The organism is Streptococcus tangpeifui (genome assembly GCF_011038795.1).
Classification (GTDB): Bacteria; Bacillota; Bacilli; order Lactobacillales; family Streptococcaceae; genus Streptococcus; species Streptococcus tangpeifui.
This window is the reverse complement of the sequence record NZ_JAAKDU010000001.1, coordinates 359,215-380,653: the sequence shown is the minus strand read 5'-3', so window position 1 is coordinate 380,653 and position 21,439 is coordinate 359,215. Positions and strand designations below refer to the sequence as shown.

General features: G+C 41.3%; 20 protein-coding genes and 1 pseudogene. 2 read left to right on the top strand and 19 right to left on the bottom strand.

Annotated features, from left to right (window positions below):
* Window positions 1–105: 105 nt before the first annotated feature.
* The 3 genes from lacD to lacA are packed head-to-tail and all read right to left on the bottom strand — an operon-like array spanning window position 106 to window position 2,114.
* Window positions 106–1,086 (bottom strand): tagatose-bisphosphate aldolase, encoded by a 981-nt coding sequence (gene lacD, locus G7Y32_RS01685; RefSeq protein ID WP_165209719.1) that lies wholly within the window; start codon window positions 1,084–1,086, stop codon window positions 106–108.
* Between the two features lie 53 nt (window positions 1,087–1,139).
* Window positions 1,140–1,655 carry a galactose-6-phosphate isomerase subunit LacB gene (gene lacB / locus G7Y32_RS01680; RefSeq protein WP_165209716.1) on the bottom strand — a complete coding sequence of 172 codons (516 nt, stop codon included), beginning with the start codon at window positions 1,653–1,655 and terminating at the stop codon, window positions 1,140–1,142.
* A 30-nt stretch (window positions 1,656–1,685) separates the two neighbouring features.
* Window positions 1,686–2,114, bottom strand: a complete 429-nt coding sequence (gene lacA / locus G7Y32_RS01675) for a galactose-6-phosphate isomerase subunit LacA (RefSeq protein WP_165209713.1) — start codon at window positions 2,112–2,114, stop codon at window positions 1,686–1,688.
* Window positions 2,115–2,364: 250 nt separating this feature from the next.
* Here lacA and G7Y32_RS01670 point away from each other — a divergent pair, with 250 nt between their 5' ends.
* Window positions 2,365–3,126, top strand: a complete 762-nt coding sequence (locus G7Y32_RS01670) for a DeoR/GlpR family DNA-binding transcription regulator (RefSeq protein ID WP_165209710.1) — start codon at window positions 2,365–2,367, stop codon at window positions 3,124–3,126.
* A gap of 251 nt (window positions 3,127–3,377) precedes the next feature.
* Here the strand turns inward: G7Y32_RS01670 and galE are convergent, their stop codons facing one another.
* The 8 genes from galE to relB form a co-directional block, all read right to left on the bottom strand.
* Window positions 3,378–4,382, bottom strand: coding sequence for a UDP-glucose 4-epimerase GalE (gene galE, locus G7Y32_RS01665; RefSeq protein ID WP_165209707.1), 1,005 nt, complete (start codon window positions 4,380–4,382; stop codon window positions 3,378–3,380).
* Between the two features lie 220 nt (window positions 4,383–4,602).
* A complete protein-coding gene (locus G7Y32_RS01660) occupies window positions 4,603–5,532 on the bottom strand; it encodes an aldo/keto reductase (RefSeq protein ID WP_165209704.1) in 930 nt (309 codons plus the stop codon).
* 163 nt (window positions 5,533–5,695) lie between these two features.
* Window positions 5,696–7,453, bottom strand: a complete 1,758-nt coding sequence (locus G7Y32_RS01655; RefSeq protein WP_165209701.1) for a 1-deoxy-D-xylulose-5-phosphate synthase — start codon at window positions 7,451–7,453, stop codon at window positions 5,696–5,698.
* A 761-nt stretch (window positions 7,454–8,214) separates the two neighbouring features.
* Window positions 8,215–9,774, bottom strand: a complete 1,560-nt coding sequence (locus tag G7Y32_RS01650) for a cation:proton antiporter (RefSeq protein ID WP_165209698.1) — start codon at window positions 9,772–9,774, stop codon at window positions 8,215–8,217.
* A gap of 133 nt (window positions 9,775–9,907) precedes the next feature.
* The gene (locus G7Y32_RS01645; RefSeq protein WP_241154189.1) at window positions 9,908–10,495 is read right to left on the bottom strand and encodes a CPBP family intramembrane glutamic endopeptidase; all 588 of its coding nucleotides are present in this window, start codon (window positions 10,493–10,495) and stop codon (window positions 9,908–9,910) included.
* Window positions 10,495–10,668 (bottom strand): hypothetical protein, encoded by a 174-nt coding sequence (locus G7Y32_RS01640; protein WP_165209695.1) that lies wholly within the window; start codon window positions 10,666–10,668, stop codon window positions 10,495–10,497. The genes G7Y32_RS01645 and G7Y32_RS01640 overlap by 1 nt, the downstream gene beginning before the upstream one ends.
* Before the next feature lie 484 nt (window positions 10,669–11,152).
* Window positions 11,153–11,491, bottom strand: a complete 339-nt coding sequence (locus G7Y32_RS01635; protein ID WP_165209692.1) for a type II toxin-antitoxin system RelE/ParE family toxin — start codon at window positions 11,489–11,491, stop codon at window positions 11,153–11,155.
* Window positions 11,484–11,777 (bottom strand): type II toxin-antitoxin system RelB/ParD family antitoxin, encoded by a 294-nt coding sequence (gene relB, locus G7Y32_RS01630; protein WP_004227383.1) that lies wholly within the window; start codon window positions 11,775–11,777, stop codon window positions 11,484–11,486. Before relB ends, G7Y32_RS01635 begins: the two co-directional genes overlap by 8 nt.
* 244 nt (window positions 11,778–12,021) lie before the next feature.
* On the opposite strand from relB, the pseudogene G7Y32_RS01625 reads away from it, so the two are divergent.
* Window positions 12,022–12,250: pseudogene (locus tag G7Y32_RS01625) on the top strand (IS982 family transposase); the annotation flags it as partial.
* A 448-nt stretch (window positions 12,251–12,698) separates the two neighbouring features.
* Here the strand turns inward: G7Y32_RS01625 and G7Y32_RS01615 are convergent.
* The 8 genes from G7Y32_RS01615 to aroA form a co-directional block, all read right to left on the bottom strand.
* Window positions 12,699–12,836 (bottom strand): hypothetical protein, encoded by a 138-nt coding sequence (locus G7Y32_RS01615; protein ID WP_165209689.1) that lies wholly within the window; start codon window positions 12,834–12,836, stop codon window positions 12,699–12,701.
* Window positions 12,837–12,843: 7 nt separating this feature from the next.
* Window positions 12,844–13,908: an alpha/beta fold hydrolase gene (locus G7Y32_RS01610; protein ID WP_241154188.1), complete on the bottom strand. Its 1,065-nt coding sequence runs from the start codon at window positions 13,906–13,908 to the stop codon at window positions 12,844–12,846.
* Between the two features lie 304 nt (window positions 13,909–14,212).
* Window positions 14,213–14,995, bottom strand: a complete 783-nt coding sequence (locus tag G7Y32_RS01605; RefSeq protein WP_241154187.1) for a HEPN domain-containing protein — start codon at window positions 14,993–14,995, stop codon at window positions 14,213–14,215.
* A 354-nt stretch (window positions 14,996–15,349) separates the two neighbouring features.
* Window positions 15,350–16,708: a 23S rRNA (uracil(1939)-C(5))-methyltransferase RlmD gene (gene rlmD / locus G7Y32_RS01600; protein ID WP_165209685.1), complete on the bottom strand. Its 1,359-nt coding sequence runs from the start codon at window positions 16,706–16,708 to the stop codon at window positions 15,350–15,352.
* A 405-nt stretch (window positions 16,709–17,113) separates the two neighbouring features.
* The gene (locus G7Y32_RS01595; RefSeq protein ID WP_165209682.1) at window positions 17,114–18,538 is read right to left on the bottom strand and encodes an LCP family protein; all 1,425 of its coding nucleotides are present in this window, start codon (window positions 18,536–18,538) and stop codon (window positions 17,114–17,116) included.
* Window positions 18,539–18,572: 34 nt separating this feature from the next.
* Window positions 18,573–19,397 (bottom strand): prephenate dehydratase, encoded by an 825-nt coding sequence (pheA, locus tag G7Y32_RS01590; protein WP_165209679.1) that lies wholly within the window; start codon window positions 19,395–19,397, stop codon window positions 18,573–18,575.
* A complete protein-coding gene (locus G7Y32_RS01585; protein ID WP_165209676.1) occupies window positions 19,394–19,870 on the bottom strand; it encodes a shikimate kinase in 477 nt (158 codons plus the stop codon). Before G7Y32_RS01585 ends, pheA begins: the two co-directional genes overlap by 4 nt.
* Window positions 19,863–21,146, bottom strand: a complete 1,284-nt coding sequence (aroA, locus tag G7Y32_RS01580; protein WP_165209673.1) for a 3-phosphoshikimate 1-carboxyvinyltransferase — start codon at window positions 21,144–21,146, stop codon at window positions 19,863–19,865. Before aroA ends, G7Y32_RS01585 begins: the two co-directional genes overlap by 8 nt.
* Window positions 21,147–21,439: the final 293 nt, after the last annotated feature.

The following is a 21,439-nucleotide window of genomic DNA, read 5'->3' as shown; positions in this document are numbered from 1 at the left end:
CTTTTCATGATATTTTCAAAGTTTTTACACATATAGATACAGCAGGAGATCAGCAATTTTCGTGAAGCTCTCCTTATTTACACGTAAAGAGGGCAGCTATCACTCCTAAGCTTTAGTCTTCCAAGAAGTAGCTGTTTTTTGCAAAACCTTATTAAGGTCGTCAATATTTTTAAAGCCAGTGGTTCGCAGCCATTCGCGAGCGGCTTCTTCTCCCTTTTCAATGTAATCTTTGACACTGCCAGCCCAAGTGGCACGACCGCAGAGAACCCCATTGAAATTAGCTCCCGATTCATGAGCAAAAATCAAAGTATCTTGGAAAAGCTTAGCCGACACACCTGCACTTAGATAAATGTAAGGAAGATTGGTTGCTTGCTCTTGTTGTTTAAAGAATTCAGCAGCTTCTGCCTTGCTGTAAACAATCTCTCCATCGCCAAATCCTTCAACATAATTCATATTAACGGGAACTTCGACCTTTAATACATCAATGTTAAAACGTGGATCTGAGAAGACCTTCATGGCTCCCAAAACTTTGTGCGGTTTTACCTTAGCAAATTCTGCCCCTTTAGCATCCGCAATCTTTTCATCATAGGCCAAAATTTCCAAGAAGAAAGGAATATCTTCAGCTACGCATTCAGAACCAACTCGTTCGATGTAAGCCTGTTTTTGCTGGTTGAGCTCCTCGCTGCTGTCTACATCATAGTAGAGCAAGAACTTAACCGCATCCGCTCCTTGTTCCTTCAAGCGTTTGGCTGACCAGACATCCAAACAGTCTGGCAGGCGTTTTGTGCTGGTAGTATCGTAGCCGGTCTTTTCGTAAGCCAGCAAAAGACCAGCATTTTTATCCAAAACCTTCGTTGCTGGCAGACCATATTCTGGATCCAAAAGCATGGATGAGGCATAAGGAGTCAATTCTTCAGCAACTAAGACTTTTAACTCTTCCATTTGCGCAACAGTGGGCTCTGAATCTTGATGTTCAGCCATCAAACGTTTGAGAGCTCCTCGTTGGTCAAAGGCTAGAGCCGAAATGATGCCATTTTCATCACTCAATTTTTCCATGTAGTTGCGTTTTTGTTCTGTTAATACCATTTTGCTTCCTCACTACTATCTTCAAGTTTTCTATCGTAACGTAACATCTGAACTTAATCGTGATATTCACCGCGGTCCCACTTATCAAGGAATTCCTTGAAAAAGTCTGGGTCCGATTGATCAGCATTTGATGTTTCCACATGGGCAATCTTAGCAATCAATTTGTCATTTTCTGGGGTTGCTTTGTATTCGGCATTGATAAAAGCGTCAATGATATCATTCATCAAAAGTCCACCAGTAATCATGCCACCAAAACCAATAACATTAGCATTGAGTTGCTCTTTAGCATAAAGAGCAGACGTCATGTCCCGTACCAAGGCTGAACGAACACCTGGCACCTTATTGACTGCATTATTGATACCGACACCAGTACCGCAGATACAAACACCGAGATCAGCTTGGCCGCTGACAACAGCTTCACCGACCTTTTTCCCGAAGATAGGATAGTGAGTTCGAACATGGTCATAGGTCCCAAAATCAAGTACTTCATGGCCTTTTGATTTCAAGAATTCTGAGACAGCCATTTTTTCATCCGTTACAATATGGTCACAACCAATAGCAATTTTCATTTTTACATCCTCCAGTTCAAGCTACTTCTCTTAGCACATCTTATTAAGCATATCCACACGGACTTGATGACGGCCGCCATCGTAGTGGCCTTCAACAAAGCCTTTAACAATATTCTTAGCCAGCTCATCTCCGACAATTTCAGCACCCATGGTGATAATACGAGCATTGTTGTGAGCACGTGTCATGTAGGCCGAGCGTTCATCCGATACTTCTGCTGCAATCATCCCTTTAACTTTGGTTGCTACCATGAAAGGCCCAGCTCCATAAGCATCGATCACAATGCCAAGGTTACCATCTGCTGCATTGACTTCCTTAGCCACAGCTAGGGTGACATCGACAAAATCCTCTTGTGAAGTGTCACTGACATCAAGGACTTCAAACCCTTTTTCTTGCAAATAGCCCTTTACGAGTTCTTTAAGACGATTTCCTGCCTTATCGGCACCAAGTACAATAGCCATTTTCGTTCTCCTTTGTTTGTTTTTGTTTGCTACGAGATTATGATAAACCAAAACCAACTTTTTGTCAAGAAAAAGTTGGTTATTTTTGTTTGTTTCAAAACATCTTTGTAAACCCTTTCATATCAATGATTAGAACTATTTTCCAATCATTTTTATAAAAAAATTTTTTCGTAACTTTTTGTTTATAAATGTGTTTTTTGTCCATTTAATATGATATAATGTCATCACAATAAAGGACTGGAGCAAAGGAATGATTAAAAAAGAACGTTTAAATTGGATATTAGATCAACTATCCCAGCAATCGATCATTACAGTCAATGCTATTATGGATGCTCTTAAAGTCTCTGATATGACTGTTCGCCGTGATTTGGCCGAATTAGAAAAAGAGCACCGCCTTATCCGTATTCACGGCGGTGCTCAAAGTATCAATTTATCAAATCGTCAAGAAAAAACAAATGTGGAAAAGCAATCACAACAGGTTGCTGAGAAGAAACAAATCGCTTCTTACACCGCGAAACGAATTCAAGACGGAGAAACAATTTTTATCGGACCAGGAACAACCTTAGAATTTCTGGCTCAAGAGTTAGTAGACAGAAAGCTGAGGATCATTACCAACAGCCTGCCTATCTTTGATGTTTTGAAAGGCAGCAACAGTGTCGATCTCCTACTAATTGGTGGTGAATACCGACCGATCACTGGAGCTTTTGTAGGTTCCTTAGCCAGCAATAATATTGAAAGCTTAGTCTTTTCCAAGGCATTCATCAGTGCTAATGCTGTCTACAAGGATTCTGTAGCCACCTACAGCGAATCCGAGGGTACTATCCAAGAGTTAGCCCTCGATAAATCCATTGAGAAATATCTCTTGATTGACCACAAAAAGTTTGATTCCTACGACTTCTTCGTCTTCTATAAAACCAGCAATTTTGATTATGTTATCACTGATGGAAAACTAGGCGATGACAAAAAAGCCGAATATGAAGAATTGACCCATGTTTTAAAAGCCAATGAATAATAGTTTTCTTACGCAAACAAAGCCAGCTTCAGCAGCTTGAGCCTCTCTGGGGAAAATTGAAAAATCCATTTAAAACCGCAAGCAAAAAGGCCATCAGGTTAAACCCTAATGGCCTTTTCATATCTAAAAATGCGAGTCAGTGCTTTAACGCACATAAATTCTACTCTTTGTCAGCTCTTTTATTAGAATTGAACACTAGAGCTATCTCCTAACCATTAAAGATATAGCCAGGCTAGGAGTCTTGTATCATTTTATTCATTTCTATCATCATAACCTTTTGGATGGCTAGAGTGCCAAGCCCAAGCAGTTTGGATAATTTTTTCGATATTATCAAATTCAGGTGCCCAGCCGAGAATCTCTCTTGCCTTAGTGGAATCTGCAACCAAAGTATCAGGATCTCCTGGCCGGCGGTCAGCCTTTTCAGCTGGAATTTCCTTACCTGTGACCTTGCGGGCAGCTTCTAAAATTTGCAGGTTAGAAAAGCCTGTGGCAGAACCTAGATTAAAGGCGGTAGAGGGATTGCCTCGACGCAAATAATTTAAGGCGAGTAAGTGGGCCGATGCCAAGTCAAAAGGATGGACATAGTCACGCACATTAGTGCCATCTGGAGTATCATAATCATCCCCGAAAATCATGATTTTTTCTCTTACTCCTTGAGCTACTTGAAGAATGATGGGCAGCAAGTGGGTCTCAGGTCCATGGTCTTCACCAATAGAACCATCTGGCTTTGCCCCAGCCACGTTAAAATAACGCAAGGGCACGAATTTAATCCCATAAGCTTGGTCGGACCATTTCATAATGGTCTCCATCATTAATTTGCTTTCGCCATAAGGATTGATAGGTCTTTGTGGCGTTGTTTCTTTGATAGGAATTTCTTCTGGAATGCCATACGTTGCTGCGGTTGACGAGAAAACGATATGCTTGATGTCAAATTCATTCATGACTTCCAAAAGTTTAATCATTCCAGCTGTATTATTATCGAAATACTTGAGAGGATTCTCCATAGACTCGGCTACCAGAGAAAAGGCTGCAAAATGGATAACAGCATTAAGATCAGGATTCTCCCTGAAAACTTGCCGCATGAAGCCTTGATCTGCCAGATCTCCTTGATAAAACTTGGCAGAGGAATGAACGGCAGCCCGGTGACCAGTCACCAAATTGTCCACCACTACAACATCTTCCTGCCCCTTTTGGACCAAATAATCCACCATGTGAGAGCCAATATAGCCAGCTCCTCCCAGAACTAAAATTGCCATGTTACAAGATACTCTAGGGCATGAGCCCTCCCTTTCTAACTGAGCCTTCTTTTATTCATCACAAAACTATTATACTGGGTTAAGGCCATTATTTCAACCAGCCCTGCTTGAAGGCTAATCCCCTTCTGAAATTTCTCTAGTCTGGCTGTTGCTGACCCACAACGGGTTAGTAAACCGTGACAAATAGCCCCATTCATCCGAACAGGGCTAAATTTGTTTTTTATGGTAAATATTTGCCAGATGCCAAGTAGAGTTCATACCAATCGTGATGGGACAAGGTTACCTTACTTGCTTGAGCAGCCTCTTCAATATGCTGCGGATTCATACTGCCAATAATAACCTGCATCTTGGCTGGGTGGCGCAAAATCCAAGCCAAAGCGACAGCAGACTTTGTCACCCCTTCGCGTTGGGCAAATTTTTCCAAAACTTCATTGAGTTCTGGGAATTTTGGATTATCGACAAAAGTTCCTTTAAAGAAACCAGATTGAAGCGGAGACCAAGCCTGAATGGTGATGTCGTGCAAGCGGCAATAATCCAGCGCATCACCATCACGATTGATGGACATTTCAGTTTCCTTATTATTCATGTAAAGCGGCTGATCAATCAATTGAGACTGATCCAAAGAAAGTTGCAATTGATTAAAAACAAGTGGCTGTTTAACGTATTTTTTAAGCAGTTCAATTTGCAGAGGCATTAAGTTACTAACACCAAAATAACGAACCTTTCCTGTACGTTCTAACTCATCAAAAGCCTCAGCTACTTCTTCTGGATCAAAGAGAACATCTGGTCTGTGAAGTAAGAGGGAATCCAGATAATCAGTTTGCAGACGTTCCAGACTCTCATCCACACTGGTTAAAATATTTTCTTTAGTCCAATCGAATTCCTGACGTTCAAAGCGTAAACCACATTTAGATTGTAAAAAGATATCTTCACGCTTGAGACCTGTTAGTTTAAAGGCTTGGCCAAATTTGCGTTCAGCAGCACCATCTTCTCCATAGCAAGTGGCATGATCAAAGAAGGTGATACCAGCATCGTAGGCCGTTTTGATAACCTGAGCGGCATCTTGATCGCTCAAATCAGGCATTCGCATACAGCCTTGAACAATCGCTGGAACAGCTTGTGGGCCATTGACAATAGATAAAGTTTTCATAAGTCGTACTTCCTTTCTAAAATTGCTTATGGTAAGCAAGGTCGAGAATGGGACAAAAATCAGTGAACGAAGTCTTGATTCCTTATTCGCAAGCTTCAGAGATTGCGATAGTTTATGGATAAGAGCAAGACTCTCATGACTGCCTGTCTCAGACTCGTCTCAACTATTTACCAAGAGTTAACAAAACATTGTTAACAATAGTATCCACACTCAAACCATTTTGAGCCATCAGCTCCTGCCGATCGTAGCGATCATGGAAATGCTTGTCAATACCGTAATTCTGAACCTTGAGGTCACTGTTACCAAGATAGCTAGCAATCGTTTGACCGTAACCTCCTTCAAGCAGACCATCTTCCAAGGTAACAACTAATTGGTGATTGGCAGACAATGAATCTAGCAGCTCCTTGTCAAGGCCTGTGATAAATTTAGGATTGACCAGAGTGGCCTTGATCCCATGCTGCTCTTGTAAAACTCTGGTTACTTCCTCTGCTAAACCATAGGAGTTACCCAAGCCAAAAATAGCGACTTGAGAGCCCGCTTGTGTCACTTGGTTCTTATTAAGGATAGAATAATCAGTCTCATCTGCCTGACCTATTTCCTTGAGCGGACCGACTGGTACACGAATGGCAACGGGATGTTCCTGCTGTTCAATAGCCCAATCCAACATGGCCAAGTGTTCTTCCTTATTAGTCGGAGCCAAATAGACGACATTAGGGATATGGCTGAGGAAAGGAATATCGAAGAAGCCCAGATGACTTTCGTCATTCATGGCATTGACCGAAGCCGCATGAACCAAAACAGTTACTGGTTGATTATTGAGAGCAATGTCGTGCGACCATTGGTCATAGGTCCTTTGCATAAAGGTTGAAGACACATACCAGACAGGCTTAGCCCCATTTTTAGCCAAACCTGTCGACATAGTTGCTGCTTCCTCTTCAGCAATACCCACATCAACAAATTGTTGACCAGCTTCCTTTCTTTGCTCCTGATTGAAAAGAACCATAGGGGTTCCTGCATTAACAGCGATGACTCTAGGATCTTTCTTGATTTTTTCAAGCAGAAAGTCGCCGGTCACGGAATTGTAGCTAGGCTCATTTGATCCTTTCAGATAGTAGCCGGTCTGTGGATCGAAAGGACCGCCAGCATGAAAGGCTTCACGGTTGGTTTCCATGAAGGAAACACCGTGACCTTTTTGTGTATGAATATGAAGTAAGACAGGATGGTCGCTGTCTTTAACTTCCTGAAAGAGGGCAATCAAAGCCGCTAAGTCATTTCCCTTGTCCAAGTAATAATAGTCAAATCCCAGAGCTTTGAAAATATTATCAGAAGCCTGGCCATCCGACTCTCGCAAACGACGCAGAGCTGTGTAAATCCCTCCCTTAGGATTAGCTGCAATGGATTGCTCATTATCATTGACGATCACAATAGTATTGGTGCCAGTTGTAGCAATTTGATTGAGACCCTCATAGGCCAGACCGCCTGACAGAGAACCATCCCCGATGACAGCAACAACATTAGAGTGTTCGTCTTTTAAATCACGCGCTTTGGCAACACCAGAAGCCAAGGACAGCGAAGTTGAAGTATGCCCAACAGTGAAGAGATCGTGGTCACTCTCCTTGGGATTGGTGTAACCCGAAACATCATCATAGTGCTTAGGGTCGAGAAAGGCTTGAGCCCGTCCTGTCAGCATCTTATGAACATAAGATTGATGAGAAACATCAAAGATAAACTTATCAATTGGTGAATTAAAGACATAGTGAAGGGCCACTGTCATTTCAACGACACCAAAATTCGGACCGTTGTGACCACCATGATGGCTAGTCTTTTCCAGCAGAGCCTGTCTGGCTTCCACAACGACTTGCTCTAAGTCATTCTGTGACATAGCTTTCAAGTCTGCTGGCGATTGAATTTTTTCTAACATAGTTTTCCTTTCTAAAGATACGCAGGGACTTGTTACTTAAGTGTTCCGCCCTTAATAACAAATGAGACTGGACAAAAACTCGACCAATATGCCTGTTTTGGAATAAACTCTTGACGCAGTGGTTGGGAGTAAAACTTCTGGGGTACGACAACTTAGTTTTAACCCCTGCGCAGTTATCAGGTGCCTTAGCACCAATGAACCACTGCTGACCCATTTAATTCTTTTTGCTTATAACGGCTTCATTATAAACCTTGAAGTTCACTCCAAGTCAAGTCTCAGCCTCCCATATCAAGGCTAATCCTAAAAATATATCTTCAACTACTGATATCACTAAAACTTAACTGAAAAACTCAGTCAATCGCAAGCTGTTGGGACAATATTAATTAAAGCAGTTTTGTCAACTGGACATAGGCAGAGCCACACAGTGGTGACGGTCGCAACTTGTCAGCTAGATCCAAATTTCCTTTGAGAAAATTTGCAAGATACGAATTGGAATTCCCCCACTAGAGAGGTAACCAATAATGATGGCTCCATAAATAGAAAATCAAAAACTAAGTCTACAGACCTACAACTCTGAGATGACCTGCAATCCGTCAGACTAACTGCATTACAATGTGCTAACTTATTCGGTAAAAATCTCAGCTTAAAGAGTTGTACCAACTAATTATCAGCCATTGTGAAGTACCCTACATCTTGTCGCTCTCATTATAGCAAAAAACTCCAAACCTAATAGGAATTGGAGTTAAACAAGCATTCTTGCCTTAGTTAGTTGACTCATCATCTCTTTGATAACGGTGATTTTCCAAGAGTCGCAAGAAATGGTCATTTGGCAATTGACCATTATGATATTTCTGATAAACTTCCTTGATAGCATCGGTATGCTTGGCATAAAGGTCTTTACGTAATTCCAACTGCTCTTGATGAAAGTCTTGGATTTCCTCTCGATTCTTCACAAGCAAGTCCCGCATTTCCTGACGCTCCTCAGGATTTTGAATAGTGTCTAACCCCCAAGCAATGCGCTTAGCTGCATAATCTTGATATTGACGGGCCCGTTCTCTTTCCTGCTCAAAGTGCTTGTTCAAAATCGTTGTGATGTCCCTTGGAGAATGAAAAATTTCACGCACGGCTGAAATTGGCTCAGCATCAACTACTGTATAGGTGAGTGCACCAAAATAAGGCATGAGAAAGACCGTAATGGCTCCTGCTGCCACCAACACCGAAGCAATGTCACTGGTCATAAAATCATCCTTAACCGCAATTCCAGTAATCCCAACAATCAAGGGAAGGGCTGTCGTACAATAAAAGGCAACAGAAAAACGATTATGGAGAGTCAAACGCTGTTCGGTATCCTTCTCTAGGGATAGGGAAAGAACGATAGGAACGGCGCGAATCAAGAAGAGAGCCAGAATAAAAGCCACAAGCAGCCAAGGACGATCCGCTACCGCTGTTAAATTGATACCACAACCCGAAATCACAAAGAAGAGAGGGATCAGAAAACCATGGGCAATCCCATTGATCTTCTTCTCCAAAGTATGACTATTCTCTGGAATAACAAAACGAAGGACAAAGCCAGCCGCAAAAGCTCCCAAGACAATATCCAAATCAAAGATAGCAGAAAAAGCTACTAGAACAATTAAGAGGAGGATCGTTACTCGAACCGTCATCTGGGAATTCGTATCAGACTTAGAGTGAAGAAATTGATACATGGCCCCGCCTCGCTGGACGGCCTTATTTCCTAAAGCTGCTAGCCAAATACAAATCAGTAGTAGACCGCCTAGAATAGCCGCCGTCTTCCAAGTCGACCGAGCTGAGAGCAGGACGGCCATGGCAATGACCGTCGATACCTCTCCCCAAGTTCCGTAAGCAATAATCGTATTACCGATTTGGGTACCTGTTAGGCCGCGTTCTTCAAGGATAGGCATGAGGGTTCCCAGAGCCGTTGTCGTAAAGAGCAAAGCAGTCGCTATCAGGCCCTGTTTCCCTGAGGCAATATCGGGCATGATAAAGGCGACACCTAAACCAATAGCAAAGGTTACGACCCAAGTTCCAAACCCCTTCTTGCCTTCTTTCCCAACAATAACCTTAGGATCAATTTCATATCCCGCCAAGAGAAAGAGGAAGGCACAGCCCAAATCAGACAAAAGCTCAAGAGCTTCACTATCTGAATGAATAAGGTTGAGAGCATGAGGTCCAAAGACTGCCCCTGCCGCTATTAAAATAACCGTCTCAGGCACGACCTGCCTAGGAATTAAACGAGCCACCATGGGGGTGACAGCTGCAATAAAAGTAATCAGTGTTAATGAAATAAACGTTCCTGTCATACTAAACTCCATTATCTAAGCCGGACCAGACAAACCGGCCCAACAGACAATTAGCCAGTATTATACCACTTTCCGCTCCAAGACGCTAGAATTTGAAACTGTATAAAACTGTATTAAGAATCACCAAGGCTGGTTATAACAGTGATGGTTGATGCTTGTTTTTCATAGAGAGCAGTATAGCCAAAACTAGAATAATTGCCTGACAACCATACAGTACAAACTGATTCCCTCCAACAGCTAATTGGGAACAGACATTTATCATGGCATGAGTCATGGCACAGATCCACAGACTATTTGTTTTGTGGTACAGTGCTGATAAGACAAAGCTATTGACTAACAAACTGAGGCAGAAATGACTACCTGTTGCTACTGACATGTCTCCTAAACTCCCATCAATATAAAAGAAAGCAAAATGCCATATTCCCCAAGTCATAAAGGTAAGAACCGTCGCAATAATATAGGGTACTTTCTCTTCAAGAATAGGCTGAAAGGCATATCTCCAGCCTATTTCCTCTATTCCGCCAAACACTAATGCTTTTAGGAAAAGCGCTAGTGGCAAATACCAGATATTGATCTGAAATTGTCCGCCTATCAAAACATAGACAAAATTCAAAGCTAAAAATGTGAACACCAACAAATAATCTACTGGACCTTGCTTAATGTAAAAGAAATCCTTTAGCACTGTTTTGAGGCTGATACCTTTATATTTATTAACAGTCACTATCCCCAAAGGGCCGACGATGTTCCGCCTATCCCAATAGCTGTCCAACCAGCAAACGATGAATAGCCCGTTGCTATGCCTATACGACCCAGCAACCAGACGACAAGACAAGTAAGGTAAACTTGCCCTAAGGAGCCAGTCAAATATAGCGCTAGTGCTCTTTTTCTATCCATTCTTAATAACTCCTGTGACTGCCAATCTGCCATAATCATTTTGTCCTGTTTTTCAATATCCAATAAACGTCAATTCTTTTTATTTAACAATGGTAGCATCTCTTAAAGCATTGATAGTCATGAGCTTTCCATAAGCTGTTCTTATTTTTCCCTCAATAGTTACTGATGCTAGAACTACTTTCGGACTCAAATTGATGATACCTTGCCCAACAATTCATCAGTCTATTTAGTCAAATAGCAATATTGAAGGAAAATAGTCTTCTTCAAAATATTTCACCGTTTGTCAGGAAATACGTCCATTGAAATAACAGAAACATCATTTTCTATGTCCTTATCTTCTAGTGAATAGGAATAGACACCTTTGCCATCTTCTTAAATAACACCTGCATATTTACATAGCCCTTCTTACCTTAATCTAAGAAGGGCTTGCTTTACCTCTTGTAAAGTCACTTTTTTATACTCATTTTCCAAAAATATTCCCTAATTACCTATTAAATAATTTTGCCCAGTTTTGCTTTGAATTCATGATACGAGAAATATAAACATTGTGCTCCTCAATGTAGTAAAAAGCTAAATAATTCTCAATTGGCATGTAGCGGTAACTTTTGCCATCAGCAGTTAATTCACCATAACCACGGCTCGCCACACGCGGACAGGCTTCAGGGAAGGTTTCTAAGATTTCTAAAGCTGATAAAATTAAATCAATCTTACCATCAGCAGATTGTTGGCTATAAAAGTTGAGAACAATGTACTCATGAATAGCTTTTAAATCCTGTTTAGCCGCATCAGATAAGGAAACACTGTAACGTTTATGACTAGTCAAGACCAAATTCCTTCCTTACGTCTGCAAGTGCTGTGACCTTACCTTGAGCAATATCTTGATGGCCTAACAGAATCTCTTTCTTTAAATCTTCAAAAGCAATTTGATACTGTGACTCTGGCAAGTCACTCGAAACAAATTCTTTGGCATCAACAGCACCAGTTGCAATCTTTCTTAATGCAGCATTAAAAACATCTGTAAGACTGATTTGCTCGTCTGCTAAAATGTCCTTAGTTTGTTGATAAAAAACAGAATCAGCACGAAAATTAACAGGTTGTGTAGTAGTCATATCAAAACCTCTTGTATATACATTTTGTATTTACATTATAGCATATCGTTAATGCCTATTTCAACTAAAAACTCAGTATACATCGTTCAGCATAGACACTTCCTTTGCTCCTTTGGTGACGAATACAAAAAATAAATGATGAATAAAATTATCTAATGACCCGTGGTGCTAGTTTATTTTTTAGTTAACAAAAAAGTTCATTTGGACTATGCTGTCAGTAACCAAACGAACAGAAGTCATCCAAATGAACCATTTAAATGATACCGCTAAACGCCATCACTTACCATACAATATGGGGGGAACCATGTGTTCCTCCTATTATCGCCGCTATGCGCCAAGGAACTGATACAGCGTCGAAATGTTAACTATTGTAAATTAAGGACAATTCCATTCTTGTCCTTCTAGTGCTTCGAGCTGAACTCGACATCAAATCCCAGCGACGATTTTATCAACTCTGTCAGATACTGCTTGTGAAATTCAAGCAAGAAATCATAATCGAAATCGAAACATATCATAAGGCTCCATCCTACTAATGAAGGCAATGTACGACAAACGCATGAAGAAAATTTTGTTTTCAGATAACAATTTTATAAAAATAAGTTAACCTTCGCTATAATAAAAGTGGAGGATTTTGTTATAGATGAGCTACTAAATTTCTTGGTTACAGTTAGAGATACTCGTGAACCATGGAAAATCAAACACCTATTGTCAAATATCGTTCTCCTCATTTTCTTTGCCCACTGGTAAGACCGAATCTCTCACGATCGGTTTTTGGGGATTGCAAATTGTCCACATTCATTTATTGTCACCAAGTCCCAGATATTGCTTCTTTGTGGCGCAGGTGGAATGTTCTCTTTTCTATCTATCGTTTCTGCTTTTATCAGCCTATCAATCATGACACCTTGGATATCCGCAAGATGCTTATATTTTTCGATGTCCGAGACAGTTCGCCACTCTCCCTTTTTGCATAAGTCCTACGGGGATATCTATTTTCTCCGCTATTTCTTCCTGCGAAAAGCCATGTATATTACGAAGCATCATAAGATTTTCTTTTAACATAATGTCCTCATTTTGATAGCAGCGAGTTTACCTTTTCAATATAGAAAGCACTATGAACAGTATGAATCACATGGTTACTGTCTTCAGTCTCGACCAACTGACAATTTTCACCAATATAAGCCACCGCTCTCTCGGCTTGTTCGCGGGATGCTGCACACAGATATGTTCCATTCTCGTGAACCATCTCCTTTGCATGAATATAGACACAGGGAACTTCTATTGCTGACAATATTTCTTTGTGTGTCAAACCGTGATTCCAGCTCAGGTCATAGAATCGTTCACCGTATGCAAAATCATATTTCTTGGCATATCCAAAAACATACCAAATCGAACTTGGTAGAAAGCCTATCTGAACAGCCTTATTAGGGTTCTTCTGATGTTGCTTTTGTGCATAGTTAGCAAGTTTCGGCATGGCATCCGGCATATATAGCTGACCCCAGTAGCAGTGACGGAGGTAATAAGCTTCCCAACACTCTGCCTTATCCGACTCATTGTAATCATGCAAAGGCTTATACGCATCCTTGTAAGCAAAGCTGTCTTCCCAGCCTTCTCCATCAGTAGAAAATACTGGTGGATCTTCCAGCACTGCTCCAGCTATGTTTTGACCGCCGTATGCTGCTACATACGCTGCCGTGATTGCTCCGTTGGAGTGTCCGGCAACAACGGTAGGCTTGCCGATGACATTATTGATAAACCAGATCAGATCGTCACCATTCACATCGAGGTAATACAGACTTTCATCATGTGATGATTCCCCGTGTCCATAAACATCAACAGCGTAAATATGCCAATTTTTACTGAATTCAGGCATGACAAGTGCATAGTCCTGCCATATACTCATCTGTCCATGGATTAATAGAAGGGCAGGTTTATCATTGTTCACTTCACCATAATTGATGACATTACCACTCGGAAGAGTAACTTGCTTTTCAACTGCACCTGCCATATTCAGTGTTTTCTTATATCTGTCATACCAATGGATATTGCGATACCAATAAAGTCCAAAAGCTACAATGGCAACTATAATGATAATCAACAGAACTATACCAACAATTTTCATTATTTTTTTCAAGAGAACCTCCTTATTTGATTCTTATGAAAATTGTAGTAAAAAGTTGCCCCATTATCTACCAATCAAAGCTGTCAAAAATGATTGATTTTTGTTATGTTTAGTTGCCTAACCTGCATACTCTATCCCGATATCTAAGCCACAGCCACAAGCTGTTTTTATCCAATTGACCATGTCAAATCTCTGACGAGTGCGATTGTTTGGTAATAAACCAATTTTTTACACTCAAATCTGCCCTCAGGGGCTGATGGTCAAATGCTCGAAAAGACCTGAAATGCAACTCGCTGTTTCCAATCGTTTCGTCACGTCATTCTTTACTCTTCGAAAGTTTTTGAACTAACTTTTTATAATGGACCTCCGCTTTTTCGTAATCTGGCTTCCACTTTGAATTAATTGTCTGTTCAACTTGTTTTAAAAATTTAGAAACCTTAATCGTCAAATCTAAAAGTTCTTTTACAACTTCCTCAAAATTTTCCTTCGAAAGTGAAGTCTCTCGAGAATACTCAAAACCACTCACTGTAGTTAGTCTGGGATTTGTTCCTGCAGCAAGATCTTCAGCAGGAAATCTATTAAGATGCGCTAGATCATTTCTCAGAGAAAACAGATTATCTAATTTATCCAATATATCGGTATTATTTTCATCAATCTCCAAAAATTTTGAATAATTTTGATATTTTCCAGAAAATTTTTTTCCGCTAGAATATTGTTCTGTAATTCTATTTAGATATTTTAAATACTTTTTCGGGACATAATTCTTATCCAAATTTTTCTCTGATTTCCCTTTTTCTGTCTCCTTAAAACCTTTTACTAACAAATCTATATTTAGTTTTAGTAACTGCTTAATAGAATCTTTGAAATATAGTTCAAGGACAGCAGTCAGTCTTAAAATATAGTAGTTTATAAAAGCACTGTACATTTTTGAAGATGTTACTTTTGGATCAGTAAATATTGAATCAAGATTTCCCTTATCAAAATCCTCCGCAAGCGTCCCTTCTTTAATACTTGATGCAATAGCACGATCCCCAAGCTTAAAGAAGTCATTCTCACTAACATGTAGCATAATAATTGACTCATTTCTTAATTCTTTCACTAAACATTCAAATACTTTATAAGGTGCCCCAATTCTCCTTTAGATTTTTTAAAAGATTTTTCGTGTTCCATGACTTAATCTCCTCAAATAAATATTATCTATAAAAATTCCATTTTATTAATGGTATTATTAAACAGTGTTGACAGATCAAAATAGAATTAATCATTAACATAACCCATACTAACTAAATCTACTCTTAGGCAGCTATTTCAGGAGCAGAAGTCATTACTACTCTTCGTCGTGCCACTCCTTGACTAGCAAACTTACGCACTCAACATGGTGGTATTCGGGGTCAACAGATCCACTGGATCTGTTGAGCATCTTGCCTTAAAACAAGAAAGCAAGGCGGACAATCTAATGGCATTGTTCAAGTAAAGCGACACACTCGATGTGGTGTGTGTTTGGGAAAAGGTCCACAGGCTGCACTTTTTTAAGCTTATAGCCCAGTTCTTCATAAAGCTTGATGTCACGCGCCATGGTGGCTGGGTTGCAGGAGACGTAGGTGATTTTGTCTGGTTGCACGGCGACACTAGCTTTGATGAAGCTCTCAGTCAGTCCCTTGCGCGGCGGGTCAACGAGGAGGACAGTCGGCTCGATACCTGCCTTGACCCAATCCTCCATAGCCGCCTCGGCCGAGGCACAGACATAGTCGGCATTACTGATACCGTTAGCTCGAGCATTTTCTTGAGCATCTTGAACGGCCTTGGCTACCACTTCGACCCCATAGACCTGCTTAACTTGCTTAGCCACAGATAAGCCAATGGTACCGATACCTGAATAGGCATCAATAACGACATCCTCCTTGCTCAGCTCAGAAAAATCAATAGCTGTCTGATAGAGCTTTTCAGCCATGACCGTATTGACCTGATAGAAGGACTGAGCTGAAATTTCGTACTGATTCCCCAGCATGCTGTCGATAATGGTATCTTTACCGTAGAGGGTCCGAAATTCTGAACCCAAAACGACATTAGTAGCCTTATCATTGATATTTTGGATGATGGATTTGACTGCTGGAAAGGCAGTAGTAATCTGTTCAATCATTTGCTCAATTCGAAAGATTTTTGACCGCGTCGTCACCAGAACCAGCATCATCTGACCTGTATAATGTCCTCGACGGACGACTAAGTTACGGATAAGACCTGTCTGCTCTTTCTCATCATAAGGTTTGAGATCATAGCGTCGCAAAAGATCCCGCACAAAAACAATAAGCTTATCGATTTCCTTATCCTGAATATAGAAATCCTCGATAGGCACAAGATCGTGAGAATTCTTGCGGAAAAAGCCTGTCTCCAGCTGCCCGCGAACCCTGCGAACAGGTACCTGCGCTTTGTTGCGATAGGCATAGGGCTGATCCATACCAAGTGTCGGGAGCACCTCGACATCACTAATTCCAGCAATCTTGGTCAGATTATTAACCACTTGCTGACGTTTAAAATCCAGCTGCTTGTCGTAAGCTAGATGTCCCAAGTCAGCAATCCCAGTTCTCAGGTAGGCTGTATCCAGATTCTGCACCCGATCAGGTGACAGTTCTAAATAAGTCTCAACCTTGCCGTAACCAATTTTCTTTTTGATTTTCAAAATACGCATGCGGATTTTTTCACCCGGAAGAGCATTATCCACAAAGAAAACCAAACCATCAACCTTGGCCAGCCCTTGACCCTGATGGGTTAGATCGACAATCTCAACATCAATCACATCATTTTTATTTAACATTTTTTCTCTTTTCTTAAATCATTAGTCTATTTCTATAAAAAAGAGTCTGAGACAAAATTTCAGACTCGATTTGACTGTTTTAAACGGAAGTAATCATCAAGTAGTTAATTGGAAGTCTTTATCTAGGGCGCATGCCCATTTTCAGGAATCCCTTAACCCCTTTAGTTGCCATATTAGTGATAACTTCAACAGTCTGGGAAACTATCAAAATAGGGGAGAGCAAGTAAGACTCGCCCTATCTACTTAACCCTGCATCTGAGGATAAACTGCCAAAGCCTGCCGCCTTAAAACAAAAGATCAGCAGAGGTCTGAGGCTTAAAATAGGAGAGCGTGGAAAATCGAAATCGCCATTTCATACGATCTACTGATGATTGCCCTACTCTCATTATAGTATAGTTGAGCCAATCACCGCATACCCATTTTCTTCAGTTGGGAACGATAGTGGTCAAAATCAATAGATAGGCCTAAACCGCCATACATATCATAATCATCAACCCAGTCCCCATTTTCAGGTACGGTTTTCTGCTGAATCCCCTTAGAGGCATCTGTCATAATGGGCACCCCATTTTTCAGCAAGAAACTGTAAGGCATATTAGTTGAAGTCATGGCAAAGACTTTACCAACGGCTTCTGACCCCGTAAAAAGTTTGGTCGGATTCTTTATCTGGCTGATAACAGCCTTCATAACCTGCTGCTGCCGCTTGGTCCGTCCGAAGTCGCCTTCGTCATCATGGCGGAAACGGGCATAATTCAGCAGCGTTCGGCCATCCATCTTTTGCTTCCCAACCTTGATAGTCTGCTCAGGTGTCACCCCATCCTTGGCATTAAGGTCATCGGGCACTTGAACCTCTGAAACTTCTTCTCCTTCAACGGTCGCAAACTTGGCATTAATTTCAACCCCATTCGGGAAAAGCGTATCAACAGCTTCAGCGAAGGTCTCGAAGTCCAGCATAACATAATACTTAATCTTGAGACCAAAATTATCCTTGAGGGCCTGCCGCATATATTCAGCCCCCTGATTACCGTCTTGCTCCCCTAAATTAAAGGCAGTATTGAGTTTTTGATCATTGGAATAACTATCAGCACTGGTCCCGTCAATATTGATTAGGGTATCTCGCATAAAGCTGACCATCTTAGCCTTGTGATCGCTGTTGCCGATATTAACCACCATAATGGAGTCGGTTCTCGCATCGGTAGAGCCCTGAGTAACCCGTTTATCACTTCCTAGAATCAGGATATTAGTACCATCCTCAGTATCCTCACCATTGAACTTTTCCTTGATTGCTGGTTTATATTTACTGTTGGCTCCATTGACAGCTGAAAGACCCTTATAGAACTTATAGCCCATTCCTGCAAAGATGAGCAACATAATCCCTAAGAGGGCTAAAAAGGTTCTCTTGACCCAATGGCGATTATTTCTAGGCCTCTTGGGACGAGAGGGTCTGGCAGAACTATCATAGGCAGTCGGTTCAACTGTCCTTTGCGATCTTTGCCTCGCCTTACGTGCTTGATATGAGGAATGTTCATCATCATAAAGGGGCAAGCCTTGATCAGTATAGCCGTCCTGATCTAGGTCGTCATCGTAGTCTGAATAGTAGCCATCATCAGCGTCGTCATTTTGATACCACTGGCTTGAATTATCGGACTCTTCCTGATAATCCGATTGGCTGTATTGATAAGCACTTCTGCTACGCTGGGCCTGATTGAAAACCTCAACTTTATTTCTTAAATAATTAAACTCTTCCTGCTCCTTGGGCGATAGATAATGGTAGTTTCGCATCAAGTAGTTGTAACGCAACTCTTCATGATGCGTAAGATTATGATTTGCCATAGTTTCTCTCTATTATCCGATAATTCTGTAGATTTTAAATGTTATAAACATTATACTCCCCTAGTACCTTAAAGTCGATTCCAAGGACTTGCAATTCCTCCAGTGCAAATGCGACGAGCGCACTTAAAGAATTGTCCAAATCAATGATAAAGAAATATTCTCCCAAAACCGTCTTCAAAGGCCGGCTCTCAATCTTAGTCATATCAATACCCCGCCAAGCAAAGACTGACATAGCCTTATAGAGAGCTCCGGGTAGATTGTCAGGCAAGGTAAGGGCTAAAGAAATCTTGCTAACCTGAGCTTGCAGAGGCAGCTGAGGCGCTTCTTGCCCCAGAATCCAAAAGCGGGTATAATTCTCATCAATCTCTTGTATATCTTGACCAATAATGGTTAAGCCATATTCCTGCGCTGCTACGCTAGGAGCAATGGCTGCATAAGACTGCTCAGGATGTTCTGCTACATAGCGAGCCGCATAGGCCGTGCTGGCTGTCACTTCGATTTTTGCCTGAGGATAATGCTCCCGAATATAAGCTTTTCCTTGAGCAAGTGCTTGAGGGTGAGAAAATATTTTCTCAATGTTTCTATCTGCGGTACGAGCCATTAACTGCTGCTGAATAGGCTGAACAATCTCTGCCACAGCCTTAATATCAGCTTGATGGAAAAGGTAATCCAAGGTCTCATGAACCGAACCTTCGATAGAATTTTCCACTGGGATGATAGCAAAATCAACCTGACTATTTTCATAGGCCTTAATCACATCGGTAATATTAGCATACGGGACTAATTCTTGTTCTGGAAAGGCCTTGAGAGCAGCATTATAGGTAAAGGAACCACTAGGACCTAGGTAGGCAATCTTCATCTGATTTCCTCAACAATTTCATCTGGTGTCTTATTAGTAACATCAATAATAACATTAGCTGCTTCCTCATAAAGGGCTTGCCGGCCATCAAAGATGGCCTGAAACTCTTCCTTGCTATTATTGACAAAGAGCGGACGAACATTGGCTTCATCCCTGGCAATCCGATTATAGAGGGTAGCAAAGTCTGCTTTCAGATAGATAGTCTCTGAATTTCGAGCTAAAATATCTCGATTAGCAGGGCTTGTAACCACACCGCCGCCTGTTGCAATCACTGAATTGCTATCAGCCAGTTCTGCTAAGGTTTCAGCTTCAACTTGACGAAAGGCCGCTTCTCCTTTAGTTGCAAAGAAATCTGCGATCGGCATACCAATTTTTTCGGTAATCAGGGCATCCATATCAATAAAATTTTCATCCAAAAGGCCAGCAATAGTAGATTTACCAGAACCCATAAAACCAATTAAAATCTTAGCCATTCATCAATCCTTTCAAATCATCAAAGAAGCCTGGATAACTAGTATTGATAGCCTCCGCTCTCTCCAGCTCGACCTCTCCTTTTTTGACCAAGAGAGCTGCGACAGCTGCCATCATGCCAATCCGATGGTCTCCAAGGGTATTGATCCTTGACCCATGCAGAGCAGTCTTCCCTCGGATAATCATGCCGTCTGCAGTCGGTTCAATGTCAGCTCCCATACTATTGAGGGCATCTGCTACTACTTGAATGCGGTCGGTCTCTTTAACCTTGAGCTCTTCCGCATCAGCAATCACTGTCTGCCCTTGAGCCTGCGTCGCCAATAAGGCAATGATAGGCAATTCATCAATCAAACGTGGAATGATATCACCAGAAATGCTCGTCCCCTGTAAAGCTGAGCTTTCTACTGTAATGGTAGCAGACTTGGCCACAGGATCCACTTGACTGAGACTAATTTTCCCGCCCATCGCCTTGATGACATCCAGAATACCCGTTCTGCTTTCATTAATTCCAACATTTTCCAAAATAATCTTAGAATCAGGCAAAATCAGGCCAGCTACTAACCAAAAAGCGGCACTGGAAATATCTCCGGGAACAACAACCTCCTGACCAGTTAATTTTTGACAGCCATGAACACGAATTTCCTTACCTGAAATCTCTAAGTGACCGCCGAACTGCTCAATCATATCTTCAGTATGATTGCGGGTTTTCTCTTTTTCGATAATAAGGGATTCTCCATCTGCCTGTAAAGCCGCAAAAATCAAAGCCGACTTGACCTGAGCTGAGGCCACTGGCAGCTGATAATGAATCGGTTTAAGTGAGTGGCTGCCGTGAATTTTTAGAGGTGGTAAATCTCGCTTCGTTTGACCAGAAATCTCCACCCCCATCTGACGCAGGGGAATCGAAATCCGATCCATGGGACGCTTAGACAGGCTGTCATCACCATACAATTCAGCAGAAAAGTCTTGGCCGGCTAAAACACCTGAAATCAAACGGATGGAAGTTCCAGAATTACCCATATTAAGTTGGTTCATTGGTGCTTTGAGACCATGGAAGCCCACACCGTAGATTGTAACGACATGACCATCATCCTCAATTCTAACCCCCATATCTCGAAAGGCCTGCATAGTAGACAAGACATCTTCGCCGCGCAAAATATCATGAACAGTCGTCACTCCCTTGGCTAAACTGCCAAACATGATGGAACGATGACTAATGGATTTATCACCGGGAACACGGATCGTTCCCTGAAGATGCTGAACATTCGTTGCTAATTTCATGAAAGACTCCCATAATAAGGCTAATATATACTAGTATTTTACCATAAAAGACAACCATTTTTAGACAAAATCCTAATTTTTCCTAAGTCGAGATGCGGAAATCTCTTCTAAAAACTCCAGTTGTTCCAAGGCAAAAATTGATGCTAAGCTAATACAAGATACTAAGCCGTTAAGCGACTCAAAGAAATTTAGGGAGCTTGACAAAGAATCCCTAAATATTTTGGGAAAGCGAGTCTAATTTCACAGAGCCGCAGGTGTCTTCAATTTAAAAATGCTCAATAAACCTGACAAAT